The following is a 20487-nucleotide window of genomic DNA, read 5'->3' as shown; positions in this document are numbered from 1 at the left end:
AGAAGGATGAGCTGCCAATGAAAATGGTTGATAAAGACGTGGAACAAGTCGCGCATCAAAGTCGGCTTGATCTAACAGTGGAAGAAAAAGCAGCCTATACAGGGTCCCTCAATAAAATACTGGATTACCTGGAGCTTTTAAACAAAGTAGATACCAGTACGGTAGAGCCTGTTGCCCATGTCCTTCCACTTAAAAATGTCTTTAGGGAGGACAAGCTGCAGCCAAGTCTTGCTAAAGAGCTGGTCTTGGCTAATGCGCCAAAAGAAGAAGCGGGGGCCTTTGTAGTGCCCCGTATTATTTAGCAGGAGGTCTCCGATGCAATTGAATCGATTATCCGTTCACGACCTTAGTGAACTTATCAAGAAAAACGAAGTTAGCAGCGAAGAAATAACCAAGAGCCATTTGGAACGTATCCGTCAGGTTGAAGAGGGCATTAAGGCCTTTGTAACAGTAACAGAAGAGGAAGCTTTAGCCCAGGCCAGGGCTGTTGATGAGAGACGGGCCAAGGGGGAAGAACTCTCTCCCCTGGCGGGAATTCCCATGGCCATAAAGGATAATATTTGTACAAAGGGAGTAAAGACTACCTGTGCTTCAAAAATGCTAAATAACTTCATCCCTCCCTATGATGCCACAGTTGTCGAAAAGTTAAAGAGTACGGGTGCGGTACTGATGGGCAAATGCAATATGGATGAGTTTGCCATGGGTTCTTCCACTGAGAATTCCGTGTTTTATAGCACCAAAAATCCTTTTAACGCTGAAGCAGTACCTGGTGGTTCCAGTGGGGGTTCAGCTGCTGCAGTGGCAGCGGGGGAAGCAGCCTTTGCTTTAGGCTCAGACACAGGTGGTGCCGTTCGACAGCCAGCGGCTTTTTGTGGTGTCATAGGTCTTAAGCCTACTTACGGCTATATTTCTCGTTCCGGTCTAATATCCTATGCTTCTTCTCTGGACCAAATTGGTCCCCTGACCCGGGATATGACGGATTTGGCTTTAATCTTAAATGTAATCTGTGGTCACGATAGCAAGGATTCAACATCCGTTGCTGTCGATGCACCCGATTTTACAAAGAGCCTGGTAAATGATGTCAAAGGATTGAGAATTGGCTTGCCCAAAGAGTATTTCGGGACAGGTCTGGCACCGGAGGTAGCGGCAAAGCTTCAGGAAGCTGTCCGTAAGCTGGAGGAATTGGGAGCCATCTGTGAAGAGGCAACGATGCCCCATACCGAATACGCGCCGGCCGCTCACTATATCATTTCCTCTGCCGAAGCCAGCTCCAATTTAGCCAGATATGATGGAGTTAGGCATGGCCTAAGGGCAGAGGCCGAAGATGTGTTGACGATGTTCAAAAAGACCCGCAGCCAGGGCTTTGGGGAAGAGGTAAAAAGACGGATCATGTTCGGTACATATGCATTAAGTACGGATAATTATGATGCCTATTACACGAAGGCTTTAAAAATACGTAATCTGGTCAAACAGGATTTTGAACGGGCCTTTGAAAAATTTGACCTGCTGTTAACGCCTACAAGCCTCACAACTGCTTTCAAAATCGGTGAAAAGGCAGGGGACCCGATGGCTATGTACCTGTCCGATGCCTGTACGATACCAGTTAACTTAGCTGGTGTGCCGGCCATGTCCCTGCCCTATGGTATGGTGGAAGGGCTGCCAGTGGGACTGCAGCTGATTGCCCGGCATTTTGACGAGGGAACTTTGCTGAGGGTAGGCTATACCCTGGAGCAAAGTACAGACCAAACCAGGCCAACGCCTGATTTATAGGGGGTTAAACGGTTAAGATGAGTAGATACGAAGCAGTTATCGGCTTAGAGGTTCACGTGGAGTTAAAGACCGAGACAAAATTATTTTGCGGCTGTTCAACGGAATTTGGCAAGGAGCCAAACACGCAGGTGTGCCCCGTCTGTCTGGGTCTGCCAGGTAGTACAGGTACCTTAAATAAAAAGGTTGTGGAGTTAGCCACCAAGGCTGGTCTGGCCCTCAATTGTGAAATAGGAACCTACACCTGGTTTGATAGAAAAAACTATTATTACCCAGACTTACCCAAGGGCTTTCAAATTTCCCAGGTCTTTCGGCCCATCGCTGAAAGCGGCTATCTTGATATAGAAGTTAATGGTGAGAATAAACGAATTAACATTACCAGGGCCCATATCGAGGAAGACCCTGGGAAACTAGCCCATTCAGGCGGGTCCATCACGAATTCCCATGCTTCCTATGTGGACTATAACAGGTCCGGGATGCCCCTGATAGAAATCGTATCGGAACCTGAAATTCGCTCAGGCGAAGAGGCGAAGGCTTATCTGGAGAAGCTCAAGTCTATCCTGGAATATACGGGTGTGTCTGATGTAAAGATGGAGCAGGGTTCCTTGCGCTGTGATGCCAACGTCTCCGTTCGCCCGGTTGGCACTACGACATTGGGCACCAAAACAGAAATTAAGAATATGAACTCCTTCCGTGCAGTGCAGCGGGCCATTGAGTATGAAGTGGAAAGGCAGATAGGTGTTTTGCAGTACGGGGAAAAGGTTATCCAGGAAACCCGTGGCTGGGATGAAAACAGAGGAATTACAGTATCCATGCGTAATAAAGAAAACCCGGATTACAGGTGTTTTATCGAGCATGAACTTACCCCCATTGAGCTAACGTCAGAATGGATTGACGAGGTCAGAGAAGTCATTCCTGAATTACCGGACGCTCGCAGGAAACGCCTGGTTGAGGAGTATGGTCTGCCTGCCTATGATGCCGGCATCATTACCAGTTCCCTTGCCTTAGCAGAATTCTTTGATGCCTCACTGCAAAAGTATCCGGATGCTAAAACCATTAGCAACTGGATCATGGGTGAACTTTTACGACTGTTAAATGCCCGCAATATGGAACTAAACGAGGCTAAGATTACCCCTGCCGGACTGGCCTCTCTGTTGGAGTTAATCAAAAAAGGCACCATCAGTAATAAGATCGGCAAAGAGGTTTTCGAGGTTATGTTTGAGGAGGGTAAAGACCCAGACCAAATTGTCAAGGAAAAGGGTCTCTCTCAAATATCGGATACCGGGCTGTTGGATCAAATTATTGCAGAGGTTATTGAGAAGAATCCCAAATCAGTGGCAGATTTTCAGTCTGGTAAGGAGCAGGCCATTGGCTTTTTGGTAGGTCAAGTAATGAAAGCCACCAAGGGACAGGCCAATCCCGGTGTGGTGAATAAGATGCTTCGGGCTAAGCTTGCTGAGTAAGGGTATAAGCGGGAGAAATTTAAACCACCCTGAGGTACATTCGTTTCCCTGGGGTGGTTTTACAATATTCTGCATTGATACATTGGGTAAAGAATAGGGGAGAGAGAATATGATCTTAGTTAGTGCTTGTCTGGCTGGCATTAAATGTAAATATCATGGCGGAGACAATTTGGTGCCGGAGGTTTTAGCACTGGTGGAACAGGGAAAAGCCCTTGCTGTGTGTCCTGAGGAACTGGGGGGCCTGGCAACGCCTAGGGAACCAGTGGACATTGAAACAGGGGATGGCTTTCAGGTATTGACCGGCAATGCCCGCTGCTTATGTGAAGGGGGTCAAGATGTAACCACAGAATTTTTGCAAGGGGCGGCTAAGGTATTGCAAATGGCACAGGAAAATAACATTAAGCTGGCTATTTTAAAAGAACGCAGCCCTTCCTGCGGTAGTTCCTGCATTTACAATCGAGTTAAAAGCGATTCCCCAGGGGTGGAACGCAAAGTTGTCTCGGGCATGGGTGTCACAACCGCTTTATTACATCAAAATGGTATTAAGGTTATCTCGGAGGAACAAATTTCACAGTTGACCATGACATAGGCGTATTGTGAAAAATGCTTTTTATCATGCATAAAAAATTGTCAGGTAGTTGTAGTTTAAAATATAGGAAAGCCGGAATTGGAAATGATCCGGTTCGAGACGGAGGATCGAATGACCTCAAGCGGCATAGATAACCTTGCTCCCTATCCGGATGCATGGAATTAATGATATAAACAACGGCAGTCCTATTTAAATCCGGACTGCCGTTGGATTTTTTCCCTTTGGGCCGAGTTAGTTTCCGTGAGGGAAACAGTATTCCGGATACGGTGTTTAATATTAGCTGGTCTTAATATAATTGTTTTTAGGCCGCGCACAATCCAGCAGAGAGGTATCAGAAAGGGCAGTTTTTTAAGAAATGGAAAGAGGATGGTCATGTGTTCCTTATTGGGAAAGAAGATACCCAAGGTGTATTTTAACTTGGCCACCCTAAAGCTGTCGTCGGCTTTTCTGGTTTTGATGAACTTGCCCAGGGCAGCATTTTGGGCTGTGCCATAGGTTCCGTTGGACAGTACAAAGGCAGTCATTGCCTGATCGTGTTCATTCATCTCCCTACCATCAAACCAGCACTCAGACAAACCCTCCATATTTTGGGCAAAGTCATCCAGACCGGCCTTTGCCAGCTCGCTGCGGATGTAGTCCCAATCTAAGCTGTCCTGGTAATGTTTTTTATACACCCATACGTCCATTACTGAGCGAATACCGGTGCCGCCCCCCCGGTAGTGTTTGGCCATATGGGCCAGCAGATAAATATAAAAATCCTCCCCAGACATTTCATAGCTGTAATTTTTCCCTGCCTGCAGTGCGGCACGCTGCCAGCCTGTGCCAAAATAAGCATATAAATCATGATAGCTTTCCGCAATCAAGGCCCGGTGTAGTTCTATATTCATCACCGGCATTTTGTGGTAGACGTCGTGGTTGCCCCCTTCGTGGACAGAGGTGTAACCTAAGGTAAGCATAATCTCCCGGGCTGCTTTAAGTTTGTCTGCTTCCACTAAAATATCCACATCAGCCATTAAGCGCATGTCCGGTTGGGGGTAAAGGTGTTTAATGATAAATCCCTTAAGGGGCATATGCTTAAGTTGTTTTTCTTCAAAGGCGGCTAAAATTTGCTGTACCTCAAACTCCTGCCGGGCTTCCTTAGCCAGGGCCTTGCTGCGGGCCTGCTTAAAGGACTTGAGTATGGACTCCGGCGGTAACGGGTCCAATTTGAGTAAGCCGTAATAGGCCATATTGGCTACATGGTGCCAGGCGGCAAATTGGCAGAGTTTATCCATTGGCAGCCCGGCTGGCATTGGCGGTGGACTTTCCCCCTTTAGTATCGAAGCCAGCAGGGCAATTAAATAACTGCCCACCGTAGGACTAGCTGGATTTTCCTTCATTCATACCGACCTCCCTGGGAAGGATAGTCTTATTTTCAATGCAGACCTCTTGATTGCAGATAGACAGGGCTGCCCTGCGGTGGGAGACAATCAGGCAGGTTTTGCCCTGCAGGGACTTAATATTGCTAAGCAGCCTTTGTTCCGTGCCTTCATCAAGGGCGGAGCTAGCTTCATCCAGCAGCAGGATAGGTGCATCACTCAGGATAGCCCTGGCAATGGCCAGTCGCTGGATTTGACCCTCGGATAAACCGTGACCCTTTTCGCCGATTACCGTGTTGAGCCCTTGGGGCAACTGGTTAATAAATTCGTCAGCACAGCTTATCTGGGCAGCCCGCATTATTTCATCATCGCTGGCGGTGGGCTTGATAAAGGAGATGTTCTCTTTAATGGTACCGGAAAGCAATAGGTTTCCTTGGGGTACATAAGCGAAAAGTTTTCTGACTTGCCGGTCAATCTTAATCCCACTGCCGTCATTCATTTGCAGGTAGATATCACCTTCATTGGGTTGGTACACACCGAGCAGCAGCTTTAAGAGTGTACTTTTGCCAATACCGGAGGTTCCGGTGAGAACCACAAAGTCTCCTTTGTTTATACTCAGGGTGACATGCTCTAAAATGCTATCCCGATCGTAGCCAAAACGAATATTGGCACACACAATCGCCTTAAAACCAAGCTCCAACTGGGCGGTATCCAACGGACCTTGATTAAGCTCCGTTTCATCAGCCAGACGTTCCAGCTCCATCACTCTTTCGCTGGAAGCCAGTAAAGCATAATACTTGGGCAGCAGGCCCGACAGACCAACAAAGGGGGTCTGCACCTGCCCCACCAGTTGCAGGATAGCAGCCAAGGTGCCAAAGCTAATGGCTTGCTGGTAAAGCTTGTAGGCTCCCCACACCAGGGCATATAGATAACCAAGCTGGAAAATAAAACTGAAGCCGCTGTTAGCAAAGATGCTGGCAGTCATGCGCTTTCTCTTGGCCTGGTAATTTTTCTGTTGCAGGTCGGTTGCCCGATCCTCCAGTTGCCTTTGTACACCAAAGATCTTTACCACCAGTAGGTTTCCAATACTCTCCTGCATAAAGGAACGTACCTTGCCGTCTGTTTCCTGTACTTGTTTATGCAGTTGTTTCATCAGGCCGCGAAATAATCTGATTATAAAGAAGATAGAGGTACCGGCTAAGGCGAAAACAAGGGCAAAGATGGGGTCTATGGCAACCAGGACGGCAAAGGCCCCAAGTAGCCTGGTCAGCATAGAGGCCAGGCTGGGTACAATGGTGGCCACACCATCAGCGATGATGGTCACATCGTTAGTAAGATGGTTGAGCAGTTCGCCGCTGTGGTAGTTGGAAACGGTGGCATAGTCTTTGTGGAGAAGTTTAGAAAAGAGTTGGCTTTTATACCTCATCTCCAACCTAGCCTTGATGATCTCTTCAAGATGCCGGCAGAGGAGGTTCAGCAGCAGTTGCAGCAGGATAACGCCCAGCAACAGTAGGGCAAAGATAAGGATAGCCTGGCGGTCACTGGTTACTGCACCATCAATTACCTGCCGAGAAATCAATGCAAAGGCTATGCCGCAGGCTGCAAAAATAGCGTTGCCGATTATCAGAATGACCATGGGTGCCAGGTGTGTTCGGGAATTATGATACAGCCACTGCACGGTCTCCCTATCCTTCAAAGGGCTTCCTCCTTGCCTTGCTGGCGAGTGCCCTCAACTTGCATAGGGTCCTGCGAACCGGGGTTAGGGCAATCCAGGTGATACAGTACAGACGGTACAGGTTATTGGTATGGCAGTCAATGTATTTCCCTCGGTGATAGAAAGCTTTGACCACTGCCATCACCTGATGGTGCCTGATTCCATATTCCCGCTGAATTTGGTTGTCGCCGCAGAGTACATAGCCATCTTCTTTTACAGCCACCACCCGGTGTAAAACAAACTGCCCGTTATGGCGTCGGTAAAGGGGGATATCATATTTTTTTAGTTTAGCGGGGGCCTGTACCAGAATAATTTTATCCAGGTGGTTTCGCAGCATGGGGTGCATACTATTTCCCCTGGGAGTAAAGGACACTTCGCCGCCGCCTTTCAGGATTTCCTCCATGAGCGGGGATACTTCACTAAGTAAAATTCGCCTGGACAAGCAAATCTGCACCTTTCAGCTTCTCAATAAATTCTGCGATATCCCTTTTTGCCCTTGCCTCATCAATGTCATATTCGTCTAGGATGGCCAAAAGCAGTTCCTCTTTGTTGGTACCTTTTTCCAACAGTTTCCAGAGAAAGGTTCCCGTATCGTTTAAACTAATTAACCCGTTGAAATCAAGGGTGGCTTTGCCAATTGCCACGACCACATTATTTCCTGCCACTTGCCGCAGCATATAGCCCTCTTTGATTTTAATTTTTCTCACCCTTTCTTTTGGCAGACATCGCCTGGTAAGCCATGATTACCGCTTGCTCACTAATATTGCAGCCCATTTTATAAATCGGAATCTGCCGCAGGAGACGGTCCAATAAATAAAGCAACTTATCCATATGCTGTATATTATGGGGGCGCAGGGTTTGATTAAGAATTAACCTGAGCGCGTCTTTAACAGCAATTTTTGCTAGCCAATTGTTCGCTGACTGTTCTAAAAAACAGATGGCTTGCAGGGGTACCTTAATATTGGTATTGTGTGGACTTTTGCCGCTCCAGGGTGTTCCGTAGACGTAGAAATGCTGATCAATGAGCCGGATGGCTGGTTTGTCATCATTAATAATGACTGCTTTATCCTCGCCGAAATACGCCTGCCACTGACTGGCATGGGTAGATTTGCCGGTACCGCAGGGTGCGGAGAAAAGATAAGCTTGTCCCTCATAGGCCACCGCTGAGGAATGTAAGACAAAACCGTCAAAGTCTAACAGACGGTGGTAAAACTCAGCACCGGTCCAGATATATTCACATTCATTAGGGCTTAAATGAGGATTTTCCCCTTGCTTTTGCAGCAAGAAATCCTCGGTCAAGGTGATGCTGATATCCACAGGCCTGGTTGGATTCGATAAATAGGCCAGGGTTTGTTTTTGTAAGGTTTCTCCGTTTGCCTGTAAGGCAACAGTAAGGTCTGCGATTTTGTATATATTCATCGTCCATTACCTCCATAAGCTTTTCTGAGACAAACCCTTTGCAGGAGGCCGATTAATGCAATGCTCAAGTATTACCACTTCTTTACAGATAGACATATTCGATGAAAAAGTTCAGATTCCTTCGAATATTCCCTGATTAGGGTATGCTGAAAATAACCATTGCAGCGATTGATTGACTGTGTCCCGGCAGATACGTTGGCTTTCTATGATAATCGTAGTAAAATTGAAAAATAAATATTAATAATTTACAATAAAACAGAAAGGATCCTGGGTTTACCGAAAAATCGTTAACTCCATGGAGTATTAGCTTTTTACAATGTGTATAGGAGGTTTTACAATATGTCTAACGCTACTTTTGAAGATTTTATGAAATTGGATATCCGGGTTGGTGAGATTACACAGGTGGAGTTTTTTGAAAAGGCTAGAATACCTGCCTATAAATTATGGGTTGATTTTGGTGATGAAATCGGTGTAAAGAAGTCCAGTGCCCAGATTACTGAGTGCTATCAAGGGGAAGAGTTGGTAGGTAAGCAAGTTTTAGGGGTGGTAAATTTTCCATCAAAAAGAATTGCAGGTTTTACATCGGAGGTCTTAATATTAGGCGTTTATGCTGCACAAGGGGTGGTATTAATTCAACCAGACCAACCGGTTCGTAAAGGTGACAAATTAGGTTAGTTTAAAACATTAGCAAGGGGGCGTTTCATTTATAGAGACGCCCCCTTGACCTATAATGCAATGTTCAACGATAATAGTATCAGATTATACAAACCAAGGACTTAAATTTTCCTGATTAGGAGGTTGCTAATTGTTTATATCTTATTTTTTGGTTTTCTTCTTGGCTGCCGTTCCTTTGTTTGAACTGGTTACGGTTGTCCCGCTGGCGATAGCTGGAGGGCTAGCTCCAATACCAGTGGCTGTACTAGGGTTTCTAGGGAATTTACTTACGGTAGTGCTGTTAATCATCTTTGCTGATAAGGTCAAGAGATGGTGGGGTGCAAGAAAGCTAAAGCGTAATGAGATAAAAGGGGAAGATGAAATGGCGTTCCAGAACAGTGAGGAAGATACTCCTGAACCGGAATCAAAAAAGAAAAAACGAGCCAGAAATCTTTTTAGCAAATTTGGCTTACCCGGACTAACCATTTTTGGTCCTATGCTTGTAGGTTCCCATATTTCTGCCCTTATGGCAATAAGCTTTGGTTCAAAAAGGCAACGGGTGTTTATTTGGATGCTTATCAGCTTAGTATTATGGACAATTGTATCTGCCATGGCAGCCAGTTATGGGGTAGCTTTTTTTATTCCTAATGTAGAGGAAAACGGGTTTCTTATTAAACTATTTAAATAATGCGGCAAGGATGAGCTGGCAAGGGCAAATAACCCTTGCCAGCTCTCTTTTAGAGAAATTTTTTAGCATAACTACTTGTAGATTGTAAACAATATGATAAAATTAACATTATATTAATTCAAATAAATGCATAATAATGCATCGATTGTAAGAGGGAGGACGAACATGCCAAAAAGAACGGACATAAATAAAATTTTAATTATTGGGTCTGGTCCGATTATTATTGGTCAGGCCTGTGAGTTTGATTACTCTGGGACCCAGGCCTGTAAGGCTTTGAAAAAGTTAGGTTACCAGGTAGTTCTGGTCAATTCCAATCCGGCTACCATTATGACTGACCCAGGAATTGCAGATGCAACCTACGTTGAACCCCTAAATCCCAAAAGCCTTACCGAAATTATTGCCAGGGAAAGACCCGATGCTGTGTTACCAAATTTGGGCGGACAAACTGCTCTTAACCTTTGTTCCGAACTTAGCCAAAGTGGTGTTTTAGAACAATACGGTGTTAAGGTTATTGGTGTTCAGATAGATGCCATTGAACGGGGCGAGGATCGAATAGCCTTTAAGGAAACCATGAACAGACTGGGCATCGAAATGCCCCGCAGTCAGGCAGCCTATGGTGTTGAGGAGGCAGAAAAAATAGCCCAGGAGCTTGGCTATCCTGTGGTGATCAGACCGGCCTATACCATGGGCGGCACAGGCGGGGGCCTGGTCTATAATGTTGAGGAACTCAGAACCATCGCTAACCGTGGTATTGCTTCCAGTATGGTAGGACAAATTCTTGTTGAGGAGTCTGTGCTGGGCTGGGAAGAACTGGAGCTTGAGGTTGTCAGGGATAGTAAGAACCAGATGATTACGGTTTGTTTCATTGAGAATATCGACGCTGTGGGAGTGCATACCGGGGACTCCTTCTGTGCAGCCCCGATGCTGACCATCAGCCCTGAGCTGCAGCAGCGATTACAAAAGTATGCCTATGATGTGGTGGAAGCCATTGAGGTTATTGGTGGGACCAATGTTCAGTTTGCCCACGATCCGAAAACCGGCAGGGTTGTCATTATTGAGATAAACCCACGTACCTCTCGCTCTTCCGCATTAGCATCCAAGGCCACTGGTTTTCCTATTGCCTATGTATCAGCCATGCTGGCAGTTGGCCTTACACTGGATGAAATTCCTTACTGGCGGGATGGAAGCCTGGAAAAATACACCCCCTCCGGCGACTATGTGGTAATCAAATTTGCCCGTTGGGCCTTTGAAAAATTCCCTGGTGCCCAGGATAAACTGGGGACTCAAATGCGTGCAGTGGGCGAGGTTATGAGCATTGGTAAAAACTACAAGGAAGCTTTTCAGAAGGCCATACGTTCCCTTGAAAGCAACCGCTATGGTTTGGGTTTTGCTAAGAATTTTAACCAGTATTCTCTGGATGAATTACTTGCCATGCTTACTGAGCCAACCAGTGAACGCCAGTTTCTGATGTATGAAGCCCTGCGCAAGGGTGCCGATATAGATTTGATTCATAAGCTGACCCATATTAAATCCTATTTTATTGAACAAATGAAGGAACTTGTTTTGTTGGAAGAGGAAATATTAAAATATAAAGATGGAAGTTTGCCCGCTGAGCTACTCATTAAGGCAAAAAAGGATGGTTTTGCGGATCGTTATTTGGCCATGCTTTTAGGCCAGACAGAAGTGGAAATACGTAAGGCAAGAACTGCCTTGGGCATGGTGGAGGGTTGGGAAGCAGTGCCTGTAAGTGGCGTTGAAAATGCAGACTATTATTTTTCCACCTATAACGCTCCGGATAAAACTTCTGTAAGCGATAAGCCAAAGGTAATGATTCTGGGCGGCGGTCCCAACCGAATTGGCCAAGGTATTGAGTTTGATTACTGCTGCGTTCATACAGCCTTTGCCCTGAAAGATTTAGGCTATGAAACGGTTATCGTCAACTGTAACCCGGAAACTGTTTCCACCGACTATGATACCTCCGACAAGCTATACTTTGAACCCCTTACGGTGGAAGATGTATTAAGTATCTATGAGAAGGAAAAACCACTGGGTATAATCGTTCAGTTTGGCGGTCAGACTCCCCTTAATATAGCAAAGGAACTGGAGCGGGCTGGTGTGAAAATCCTGGGAACATCGCAGGAAACCATTGATTTGGCAGAAGACCGCGACAGGTTTAACCAGATGATGAAAAAGCTGGCTATCCCCATGCCGGAGTCGGACATGGCCACCAATATAGAAGAGGCCATTGCAATAGCTAATCGAATTGGCTATCCTTTAATGGTGCGTCCTTCCTATGTTCTTGGTGGGCGGGGGATGGAAATTGTCCACGATGAAAAGATGCTTCGTAAGTATATGGCTGCGGCAGTTGGGGTTACTCCTGAAAGACCCATTCTGGTTGATCGATTCCTTGGGCATGCCGTTGAAGCGGAGGCAGATGCCATTGCCGATGGCCACGATGCATTTGTGCCAACCGTGATGGAGCACATTGAATATGCCGGTGTTCACTCAGGAGATTCAGCCTGTGTAATTCCACCTGTAAGTATTTCGGAGGAACACATGAACACCATTGTGGATTACACGAAGAAGATTGCTAAAGAAATGAAAGTCGTTGGCCTGATGAATATGCAGTATGCCATAGCGGATGGCAAGGTTTATGTTTTGGAAGCCAATCCAAGGGCATCAAGAACCGTTCCCCTTGTTTCCAAGGTCTGTAATATCCCGATGGCCCGCATAGCAACAGAAATAATTATGGCTGACTACGCCGGCAAAAGGTACCCCATGGGCAACCTGGTTCATAAAAAAATTCCTCACTATGGGGTTAAAGAAGTGGTGCTGCCCTTCAATATGTTCCCTGAGGTTGATCCCGTATTAGGACCGGAAATGCGCTCCACCGGAGAAGTATTGGGTATGGCGGATTCCTTTGAATTAGCCTACTATAAGGCCCAGGAGGCAACACAGGCATCACTGCCGACCTCGGGAACTGTGCTCATTAGTGTTAACGATAGTGATAAACCCGATGTTCTTGAGGCGGCCTGGGAATTTTTCCAGATGGGCTTTAAAATCAGAGCAACGGAGGGAACTTGCAAATTCCTTCAGGAAAATGGGGTCCCATGTGAAGGGATTAAAAAGATCAATGAAGGACGGCCCAATATAGCCGATCGCATTGCCAACAAGGAAATCCATCTGATCATTAACACACCCCAGACTAAGCTTAGTGAATTTGATGATTCCTATATACGTAAGATAGCAATCAAGCACAAGGTACCCTATATCACCACCATGACTGCTGCCCTGGCCAGTGCAAAGGGTATTGCAGCCTATATCGCAAATGGCTTGTCAGAGTCCAGGAAAAAGTCCTTACAGGAATATCATTCGGATATTACGGTTTAAGAAAAACCCCCTTCGACAAGAATTAGTTGTCGAAGGGGGTTTTAGTCATCAGCTAGACGGTCTCAGAGCACAAGGGGACGGTTCTTTTGTGTTGTGCTCTAGAACAACACAAAAGAACCGTCCCCTTGTGCTATCGTGGCTAAAAGCGCACGACCCACGACCCATGGCCTTATTTACCCCTGGCTTCCTGCACGGAGTTTGCTTTGCCCCTGGCTAGGGAGGCAAATATTCCTCCGAAACACATCACAGTAAATACAATAAAGGCTGTTTTGGTACCCTTAAGGAGTGAATCCGGGTCCGCTGAACTTAAATTTACTTCACCAATATAAATAGTCAGCAGCAAAGTTACCACAGCCATGCTGATGGTTTGGCCTGTTAGCCTCATGGTACCCAGGGTGGAAGAGGCTACCCCATAAAATTTTTTCTCCACCGATCCCATTACTGAGTTGGTATTTGGGGATGAAAACAAGGCAAAACCGATGCCCAGTAACCCAAGGTTCAGCACCACTAACCAAATAGGAGTTGTTTTGGTCAAGAAACAAAAAACAAACAGCCCCAGGGTGCTTATGGCCATACCCCAGGAAGATACAATCCGGGGATCAATCCGGTCTGAAAGGGTTCCGGCATAGGGGGACAACAAAGCCATCAATACTGGTTGGGAAAGCAGGATTAAGCCTGCTGTTTGGGAATTGTAGCCCAATACCACCTGCAGGTACATGGAGAGTAGAAAGCCTAAAGCAAAGGTAGCACTATAGTTAATCAGAGCGGCTAGATTGGAAAAAGCAAAGGTTATATTTTTACTAAACAAACCGATCTTTAAAACTGGGTGGGTAACCTTCATTTCGTAAAGTACAAAGGCTATCAGTACAACCAGACCGATGGCCAGGACATATTTTGCCCAGACAACAGAATCAATGGCAGAAATACCATACATAAAGGTTACCAAACCAACGGAATAGAGGATGGATCCCAGTAAGTCAAAGGGTTCACCTTTGGCACCGGCCCACTCTCCCTTTAATTTAGCAATACTAAACAACAGCACAACCAGGGCGATCAAAGCTGTTAAATAAAAAATGGATTGCCAACCTAAGTTGTGGTTCAGGACACCGCCCAGTACCGGACCCAAGGAAAGACCTGTATATACGGTAGCTACGTTAATACCGAGCACCTTACCCCGTTCCTGGGGTGGAAAAACCGAGGTCAAAATAGCCATCCCGGTACCAAAGATCATGGCACTGCCAATCCCTTGCAAGACCCGAAAAAGAATCAGGGAATTAATTGACCAGGCGAAACCACAGAAAAATGAAGAGAGGGTAAAGGCAATAATCCCCAGCAAAAAAATCTTTTTCCTGCCCACAATATCTGCCAGCCTTCCGAATGGCACCAGAAAAGTTGCAGAGGCCAATATGTAGCTAGTGGCAACCCAACTAAGCAAAAGAGCATTACTATTAAATTCTTTACCAATACTAGGAATGGCAAGGTTAATGGCGCTGCCCATAAAAGGAGTCAAAAAGGATGCCCCGCAGGCCACCAATAGAGTGTACCTCTTTAGCGATTCATTTGCATTCACTTTCATCAAATCCTTTGCTCAAAATTCATTTAAACGATTATAATACCCCCCTGTGGTTTCTTATAATCATATTACCACCTTTTGTTTTACAAGTCACTTTCTGGGCCAACAACAAACCCGAAGTTAGATAAACTTCGGGTTTGTTGTTATCCTCTGGTTAATTTTAATAATACTGGTGAGGGGGATTCAATTTGGTGACTCTCATTACTGGTACCACTGCCGAATACGGGCTGAATAATTAAAAGACCAAATAAAATAATTGGCACAATACCAATTAGCATAAGTTTGTTATTAATTGAACCGTTTTTCATGTTGCTATTTGCCTCCAATTCCAATATTTTTACAGCAAAGAATATTTTAACATAAATAGTTGTCTAACCATTAAAAGTTCTAATTTTAAAATTTATCTAAATAATATTTATAAATTGTTACTTAACAAATCAGTGGGTCAATTTAGTACCAACCCATGGTAAAATTAACATAAAACTGCACCAATTAAAGGGGTTGCAGTTTATTTTTGAAAGGCGGGATAATAAAATGATGTGGAAAGAGAAGTATAAAATTGGCGTACCTCTCATTGATAACCAGCATGAGGAACTCTTTAAACGGGTATCAGAATTTATTCAGACTGTTCGGGGAGAGGGTAACTGGGAGTTCAAGCTGGATAAAGTTAAAGAAAATATGGCTTTTATGCAAGAATATGTTGTGGTTCATTTTAATGCGGAGGAAGCTTATCAAAAGAAAATTAACTATCCTGATTTAGAAAATCATCAGAAGATCCACGCTAAATTTAAAGCAGATGTAAATCGTTATGTACAAAGGTTAGAGCAAGAGGGTTACAGTGAAGAACTTGTGCAGGAGTTTGGTGGAAAACTAATGGCTTGGTTAATTATGCACGTGGCTGCCATGGATCAGAAAATTGGGGAATATGTAGAAGGTCAAGGGGGAGAAAAATAAATGAAAGCGGAATATGTAAACTCCTTTTACCAAGCAACGAATGATGTTTTAGCTTTAATGCTTGATATAACCACGGAAAGAGGAATGCCGAGGTTGCTTGAGGACATGGTGTCCAGTAAAGATGCCAGTGTGATTCTTGGCATTATCGGTGACGTCAAGGGAACGGTATTATTTAGCTTCCCTAAAGATATGACGTTGGAAATGGTTAAAATTATGAGTGGTATGGAAATGGATGAAATAGATAGCTTTGTTTCATCCGCTATTGGTGAAGTGGCTAACATTATAGGTGGTAATGCAATAACCATGCTGGCAGCTAATAATTATCATTGCGACATTGCCACACCACAGGTAATTGTTGGGGAATACAAATCCTTATCTTTAGGCAACGAAAAGGCCCTGTTATTACCATTAAAAACTCCCATTGGAGAATTTAGTATTGCTCTATTTCTTAAGGAAAAATAGAAAAAGGGTCTTATTTCATGACCGGCATCTAACCTAGAAGGGTGTTTTTAGGCTTAGAAATAAACAATCAAGGTTAAGATAATAGAAGATATATTACGATATAAAATTAATATGGGAGATAAAATGACAACATTTGCTGAAATCGGGTTAAATGAAAAACTGATAGAGGGGTTAAATAAGGGAGGAATAGCAGAACCTACGGAAATTCAGGCCAAAACAATACCTTTACTATTGCAAAATAAAGACCTTATCGGACAGTCACAAACAGGAAGCGGCAAAACATTGGCCTATTTATTGCCCATTTTTCAAAAGATCGATCGTGATAAAAGGGAAATGCAGGCTATTATTTTGGCACCAACCCATGAGCTGGCTATGCAGATTAATCAAGAGATAAAAAAACTAGCCGAAAACTCTGGACTGCCGGTAACCTCCAGCCCCATTATTGGGGAAGTTAACATTCTAAGACAAATAGAGGCTTTGCGGGAGAAACCCCATATAATAGTAGGCTCAGTGGGCAGAATTCAGGAACTGATAGGGAAGAAAAAGATTAGTGCCCATACCATAAAAACCATCGTCATAGACGAGGGTGACAGGCTGTTGGATCAAAATGATGTCAACCGGGTTAAGGCAGTGATTAAAACCACCATGAAGGATCGGCAATTAATGGTTTTTGCAGCAAATATCAATGCAAAAACCCTGGCAATTGCCAAGGAGTTAATGCAGGATGCAGAGGTAGTAAAGATTACAGCTAGCGCACTAGTCAATTCAAATATCTCCCATTTTTATTTTATGGCCGAGAGTCAAAGGGATAAACTTGAGGTTTTAAGAAAACTAATAGCAGCATATAAACCCCAAAAAGCAATTGTCTTTGTCAATAATAGTGAAGAGATTCAGAGAATTACTGAGAAATTGCAATATCATCACTACAAAGCCCACAAAATACTGGGTGGAGTATCGAAGGAAGACCGTCAAAGGGCTTTAGAAGGGTTTAGAAATGAAGAGATTCAAATTTTAGTGGCTTCGGATATCGCTGCCAGAGGCCTAGACGTGCAGGGTGTAACGCACATCTTTAGTATGGATTTAACTGAACAAGCTATGGAATATCTGCATAGAGCGGGCAGAACGGGCAGAAGCGGCCGGCTAGGTACGGCTGTGACCATCATTACGGAAAAAGAATTACCTATAATTAAAAGATACGAAAAAGAGCTTAAGATAAAAATTAGTAAAAAAGACGTATTCAAAGGTTTCGTTGTTGATCAAAAGAAGAACAGGCCACCTGCTAAGAAAAAAGGCACAACAAAAGGCGTTGTTAAATCCAGATAGCTGCTCATTCAGCAAAACGTCACCATGAAAAATCTTTGTCAGCCTGGCTAGAGCGAAGGATCTTGAGGATAGCCTTTCAATGATAGAAAAAGAACCTTCGCTGCCGCTCAGGATGACCTAGCGGATGGCTTAACGCCTAAGATATAAGGCCACATTTTTAAAGCACGGAAGCTGTTGAAATAGATTGAATTATGATATTATTCAATTAATTGTAAAATAATATTTAGGGGTGCTGTCCATTGAAGTCGAAGGTACCTTTTACTGAGCTTCAGGCAAGAATGAGACGGTTTAGGGACAAGATGAAAATGTCAAACCCAGACTGGCAAATAGCTGTAGTTATTAATAAAGTTAACCTTTACTACTTTACTGGGACCATGCAAGAGGGCCTGCTGATGATTCCCCGGGGGGATGAAGCAATTTTTTGGGTTCGTCGCAGTTATGAGCGGGCCATGGAGGAATCATTTTTTCCGAACATAAAGCCGATGAAAACCTATAACGATGTGGCTGCATCCTTTAAGGAGTTTCCTAAAGTGCTTTATATGGAAACCGAAAGTGTGCCACTGGCATTATATCAGCGGCTTCAGAAGTATTTCTCTTTTACCGTAGGACATTCTGTAGATGCACAGATAGCTGCCATAAGGGCTATAAAAAGTCCCTACGAACTATCACTAATGGAACAATCGGGTAAAATTCATCAAAGGGTGATGGAGGACGATGTACCAAAACTACTTAAAGAAGGTATCAGTGAAGCAAGACTTGCCACGGAGGTGTTTAGCCTATTGGTTGAAGAAGGTCATCATGGAGTAACCAGGTTAAGAGGGTTTGACACCGAGATGGCACTAGGTTATACTGCCTTCGGCGAAAGTTCGCTTTACCCGACCTGTTTTTATGGGCCGGCAGGGAGTTATGGCATAAGCTGGGCAGTGCCTACGATGGGTAGTCGGGAACGTAAACTTAAAAAAGGGGATTTAGTCTATATGGATTTAGGGTGTGGCGTCGGGGGTTATCATACAGATAAAACGATGACCTACATGTTTGGGGAATCCCTTCCAGAAAAAGCAATCTCTATCCATAATCAATGTGTGGAAATACAGTATCAAATTGCAGATATGCTAAAACCGGGGGCTGTTCCTGCTACTATATATGACACGATCATGAATAGCCTGAGCCATGCGTTCCGTGAAAATTTTATGGGCTTTGGTAAACGGGCTATACCATTTCTAGGTCATGCAATTGGCCTGTGGACAGATGAATTACCGATCATTGCCAAGGGTTTTTCGGAACCCCTAAAGGAAGGAATGGTTTTTGCAATTGAACCTAAAAAAGGGATTGAAGACATTGGTGTAGTGGGAATTGAGAACACCTTTGTGGTTACTCCCCAAGGCGGACGGAGTATTACCGGGGATCACCCTGGGTTGCTTCCGGTATATTAGCATTGGGCGAAAAATCCCAAGATAACTGGCATGAGGTAAAATATGTGCACTTATTTAAATTTTCTAGGTAGTATAGATATGCTGAAAAGAAATAAAAATAACAATGATTTAACTGTAGCACAGGGGGTCGTTGATTATCTTTTATATAGCTGTATCTATCATCCTGGCATTTGTATTTTGGGGAGCACTTTTTCCACATAGCCTAGGCCAGCAAGCCAATAGTTTACTAGCCTTTATGACAGAGAAGTTTGGTTGGTTTTACCTTCTGGCAACCTTTGGTTTTCTTATATTTGCCATTTACCTTGCTTTCAGTAAATATGGAAAGATACGTTTGGGTGATGATGACAGCAAACCGGAATATTCCAATATCACTTGGTTTAGTATGCTGTTCAGTGCAGGGATGGGCATTGGACTGGTGTTTTGGGGTGTTGCAGAACCGGTTAGCCATTATTTAAACCCGCCCCAGGGCTATCAAGAAGGTACGGCGGATGCGGCCAGGATCGGTATGAGATATGCCTTTTTTCATTGGGGTTTTCATCCTTGGGCCATTTATACAATTATAGGCCTGTCCTTGGCCTACTTTAATTTCCGTAAGGGATACAGGGGATTAATCAGTTCCACCTTTTACCCATTGCTAGGAGATCGTATAAACGGGCCCATAGGCAAAACAATTGATATACTGGCCATTGTGGCCACGGCATTTGGTGTTGCCACTTCTCTGGGGTTAGGAACACTTCAAATTAATGGTGGCTTGGCGCACCTTTTGGACATTCCGAATAACACCTTTGTTCAGTTTTTAATTATTCTGGTTGTTTCAGTGCTTTACATGATATCAGCCACCACGGGACTGGATAGGGGAATCAAAATTCTGAGCAATGCCAATATCTCAGTGGCAATAGCCCTATTGTTTTTTGTTTTATTTCTAGGGCCAACTTCTTTTATTTTTGATACGCTAACAACTACGCTTGGTGATTACCTGCAAAATATTATCCAAATGAGTCTTCGTCTTACTCCCTTTACCCAGAATAAATGGGTTGGTAATTGGACCTTGTTTTACTGGGCTTGGTGGATTGCCTGGGCCCCCTTTGTGGGAATGTTCATTGCCCGAATTTCTAAGGGGCGTACCATTAAGGAATTTATTTTGGGAGTTTTATTGGTTCCTAGTTTGTTTAGTTTCTTTTGGTTTGCAACCTTTGGGGGAGCAGCGTTAAATCTTGAGTTATTTGGGCAAAAGGGAATTGCTGCTGCCGTCCAAGAAGATATTACAGTTGCATTGTTTATTACCCTGGGACAATTACCCCTGGGAACCTTATTAGCTGCCACAGCTACATTATTAATCATAACCTTTTTTATTACATCCGCAGATTCTGCTACCTTTGTCTTAGGGATGTTTTCCTCTAAGGGTGATAACAACCCTTCCAAAAAGGTGAAACTTATTTGGGGAATATTGCAGTCTTCCATTGCCATTGTTTTATTAATAAGCGGGGGGTTACAGGGACTGCAGACAGCATCTATTGTGACGGCCCTGCCCTTTGCCATTATCATGGTACTCATGTGTTTTTCTATTATGAAGGCCCTTGATGATGACTATGATGGTATGCTAAGGGAATACCGTAAGAGGACGGGCAACAAGATTGCTTTTAAACCTTTACCCAAAAAGGAAAAGTAAATTACAAAAAAATATGAGGATACCGGAGGAC

Annotated in this window: 19 protein-coding genes; 12 read left to right on the top strand and 7 right to left on the bottom strand. The window is 44.3% G+C overall.

Features of this window, described 5'->3' with window-relative positions:
* The first annotated feature begins 17 nt into the window (after positions 1-17).
* The 4 genes from gatC (at position 18) to AC1U9Z_RS14025 (ending at position 3819) form a co-directional block, all read left to right on the top strand.
* The gene (gatC, locus tag AC1U9Z_RS14040; protein ID WP_333532320.1) at positions 18-302 is read left to right on the top strand and encodes an Asp-tRNA(Asn)/Glu-tRNA(Gln) amidotransferase subunit GatC; all 285 of its coding nucleotides are present in this window, start codon (positions 18-20) and stop codon (positions 300-302) included.
* A gap of 13 nt (positions 303-315) precedes the next feature.
* Positions 316-1770, top strand: a complete 1455-nt coding sequence (gene gatA / locus AC1U9Z_RS14035) for an Asp-tRNA(Asn)/Glu-tRNA(Gln) amidotransferase subunit GatA (RefSeq protein ID WP_479958005.1) — start codon at positions 316-318, stop codon at positions 1768-1770.
* 17 nt (positions 1771-1787) lie between these two features.
* Positions 1788-3230, top strand: a complete 1443-nt coding sequence (gene gatB / locus AC1U9Z_RS14030) for an Asp-tRNA(Asn)/Glu-tRNA(Gln) amidotransferase subunit GatB (protein ID WP_479958003.1) — start codon at positions 1788-1790, stop codon at positions 3228-3230.
* Between the two features lie 109 nt (positions 3231-3339).
* Positions 3340-3819 (top strand): 2-thiouracil desulfurase family protein, encoded by a 480-nt coding sequence (locus AC1U9Z_RS14025; RefSeq protein WP_479958001.1) that lies wholly within the window; start codon positions 3340-3342, stop codon positions 3817-3819.
* 185 nt (positions 3820-4004) lie between these two features.
* On the opposite strand, the gene AC1U9Z_RS14020 is transcribed toward AC1U9Z_RS14025, so the two are convergent.
* From AC1U9Z_RS14020 to AC1U9Z_RS14000, 5 genes are read right to left on the bottom strand one after another with little or no spacing between them, the layout of a single operon-like run.
* Positions 4005-5198, bottom strand: a complete 1194-nt coding sequence (locus AC1U9Z_RS14020; protein WP_479957999.1) for a nucleotidyltransferase domain-containing protein — start codon at positions 5196-5198, stop codon at positions 4005-4007.
* The gene (locus AC1U9Z_RS14015; protein ID WP_479957997.1) at positions 5179-6873 is read right to left on the bottom strand and encodes an ABC transporter ATP-binding protein; all 1695 of its coding nucleotides are present in this window, start codon (positions 6871-6873) and stop codon (positions 5179-5181) included. Before AC1U9Z_RS14015 ends, AC1U9Z_RS14020 begins: the two co-directional genes overlap by 20 nt.
* Positions 6863-7333 (bottom strand): S24/S26 family peptidase, encoded by a 471-nt coding sequence (locus AC1U9Z_RS14010; RefSeq protein WP_479957996.1) that lies wholly within the window; start codon positions 7331-7333, stop codon positions 6863-6865. Before AC1U9Z_RS14010 ends, AC1U9Z_RS14015 begins: the two co-directional genes overlap by 11 nt.
* Positions 7311-7568 (bottom strand): PqqD family protein, encoded by a 258-nt coding sequence (locus AC1U9Z_RS14005; RefSeq protein WP_479957994.1) that lies wholly within the window; start codon positions 7566-7568, stop codon positions 7311-7313. Before AC1U9Z_RS14005 ends, AC1U9Z_RS14010 begins: the two co-directional genes overlap by 23 nt.
* A 16-nt stretch (positions 7569-7584) precedes the next feature.
* Positions 7585-8310: a hypothetical protein gene (locus tag AC1U9Z_RS14000; protein ID WP_479957993.1), complete on the bottom strand. Its 726-nt coding sequence runs from the start codon at positions 8308-8310 to the stop codon at positions 7585-7587.
* A gap of 339 nt (positions 8311-8649) precedes the next feature.
* On the opposite strand from AC1U9Z_RS14000, the gene AC1U9Z_RS13995 reads away from it, so the two are divergent.
* The 3 genes from AC1U9Z_RS13995 to carB all read left to right on the top strand — a co-directional run bounded on the left by AC1U9Z_RS13995 (position 8650) and on the right by carB (position 13042).
* Positions 8650-8985, top strand: coding sequence for a tRNA-binding protein (locus tag AC1U9Z_RS13995; RefSeq protein WP_333532311.1), 336 nt, complete (start codon positions 8650-8652; stop codon positions 8983-8985).
* A 130-nt stretch (positions 8986-9115) separates the two neighbouring features.
* Entirely contained in the window at positions 9116-9652 is a 537-nt protein-coding gene (locus tag AC1U9Z_RS13990; RefSeq protein WP_479957991.1) for a small multi-drug export protein, read from the top strand.
* 165 nt (positions 9653-9817) lie between these two features.
* Entirely contained in the window at positions 9818-13042 is a 3225-nt protein-coding gene (carB, locus tag AC1U9Z_RS13985) for a carbamoyl-phosphate synthase large subunit (RefSeq protein WP_479957988.1), read from the top strand.
* 169 nt (positions 13043-13211) lie between these two features.
* Here carB and AC1U9Z_RS13980 read toward each other — a convergent pair whose 3' ends face one another.
* Positions 13212-14612 (bottom strand): MFS transporter, encoded by a 1401-nt coding sequence (locus tag AC1U9Z_RS13980; protein WP_479957986.1) that lies wholly within the window; start codon positions 14610-14612, stop codon positions 13212-13214.
* 146 nt (positions 14613-14758) lie between these two features.
* A complete protein-coding gene (locus AC1U9Z_RS13975) occupies positions 14759-14923 on the bottom strand; it encodes a hypothetical protein (RefSeq protein WP_479957984.1) in 165 nt (54 codons plus the stop codon).
* Positions 14924-15149: 226 nt separating this feature from the next.
* Between AC1U9Z_RS13975 and AC1U9Z_RS13970 the strand changes: the two genes are divergently transcribed.
* From AC1U9Z_RS13970 to AC1U9Z_RS13950, 5 genes are all read left to right on the top strand, one after another.
* The gene (locus tag AC1U9Z_RS13970; protein WP_479957982.1) at positions 15150-15569 is read left to right on the top strand and encodes a bacteriohemerythrin; all 420 of its coding nucleotides are present in this window, start codon (positions 15150-15152) and stop codon (positions 15567-15569) included.
* Positions 15570-16031, top strand: coding sequence for a chemotaxis protein CheX (locus AC1U9Z_RS13965; RefSeq protein WP_479957981.1), 462 nt, complete (start codon positions 15570-15572; stop codon positions 16029-16031).
* Positions 16032-16154: 123 nt separating this feature from the next.
* Entirely contained in the window at positions 16155-17354 is a 1200-nt protein-coding gene (locus AC1U9Z_RS13960) for a DEAD/DEAH box helicase (protein WP_479957979.1), read from the top strand.
* Between the two features lie 239 nt (positions 17355-17593).
* On the top strand, positions 17594-18787 hold the full coding sequence (locus AC1U9Z_RS13955) for a M24 family metallopeptidase (RefSeq protein ID WP_479957977.1): 1194 nt from the start codon (positions 17594-17596) through the stop codon (positions 18785-18787).
* A 130-nt stretch (positions 18788-18917) separates the two neighbouring features.
* The gene (locus AC1U9Z_RS13950; protein ID WP_479957975.1) at positions 18918-20456 is read left to right on the top strand and encodes a glycine betaine uptake BCCT transporter; all 1539 of its coding nucleotides are present in this window, start codon (positions 18918-18920) and stop codon (positions 20454-20456) included.
* Positions 20457-20487: the final 31 nt, after the last annotated feature.

Source organism: Desulfotomaculum sp. (assembly GCF_982386235.1).
This window is presented reverse-complemented; position numbering and strand designations above follow the sequence as displayed.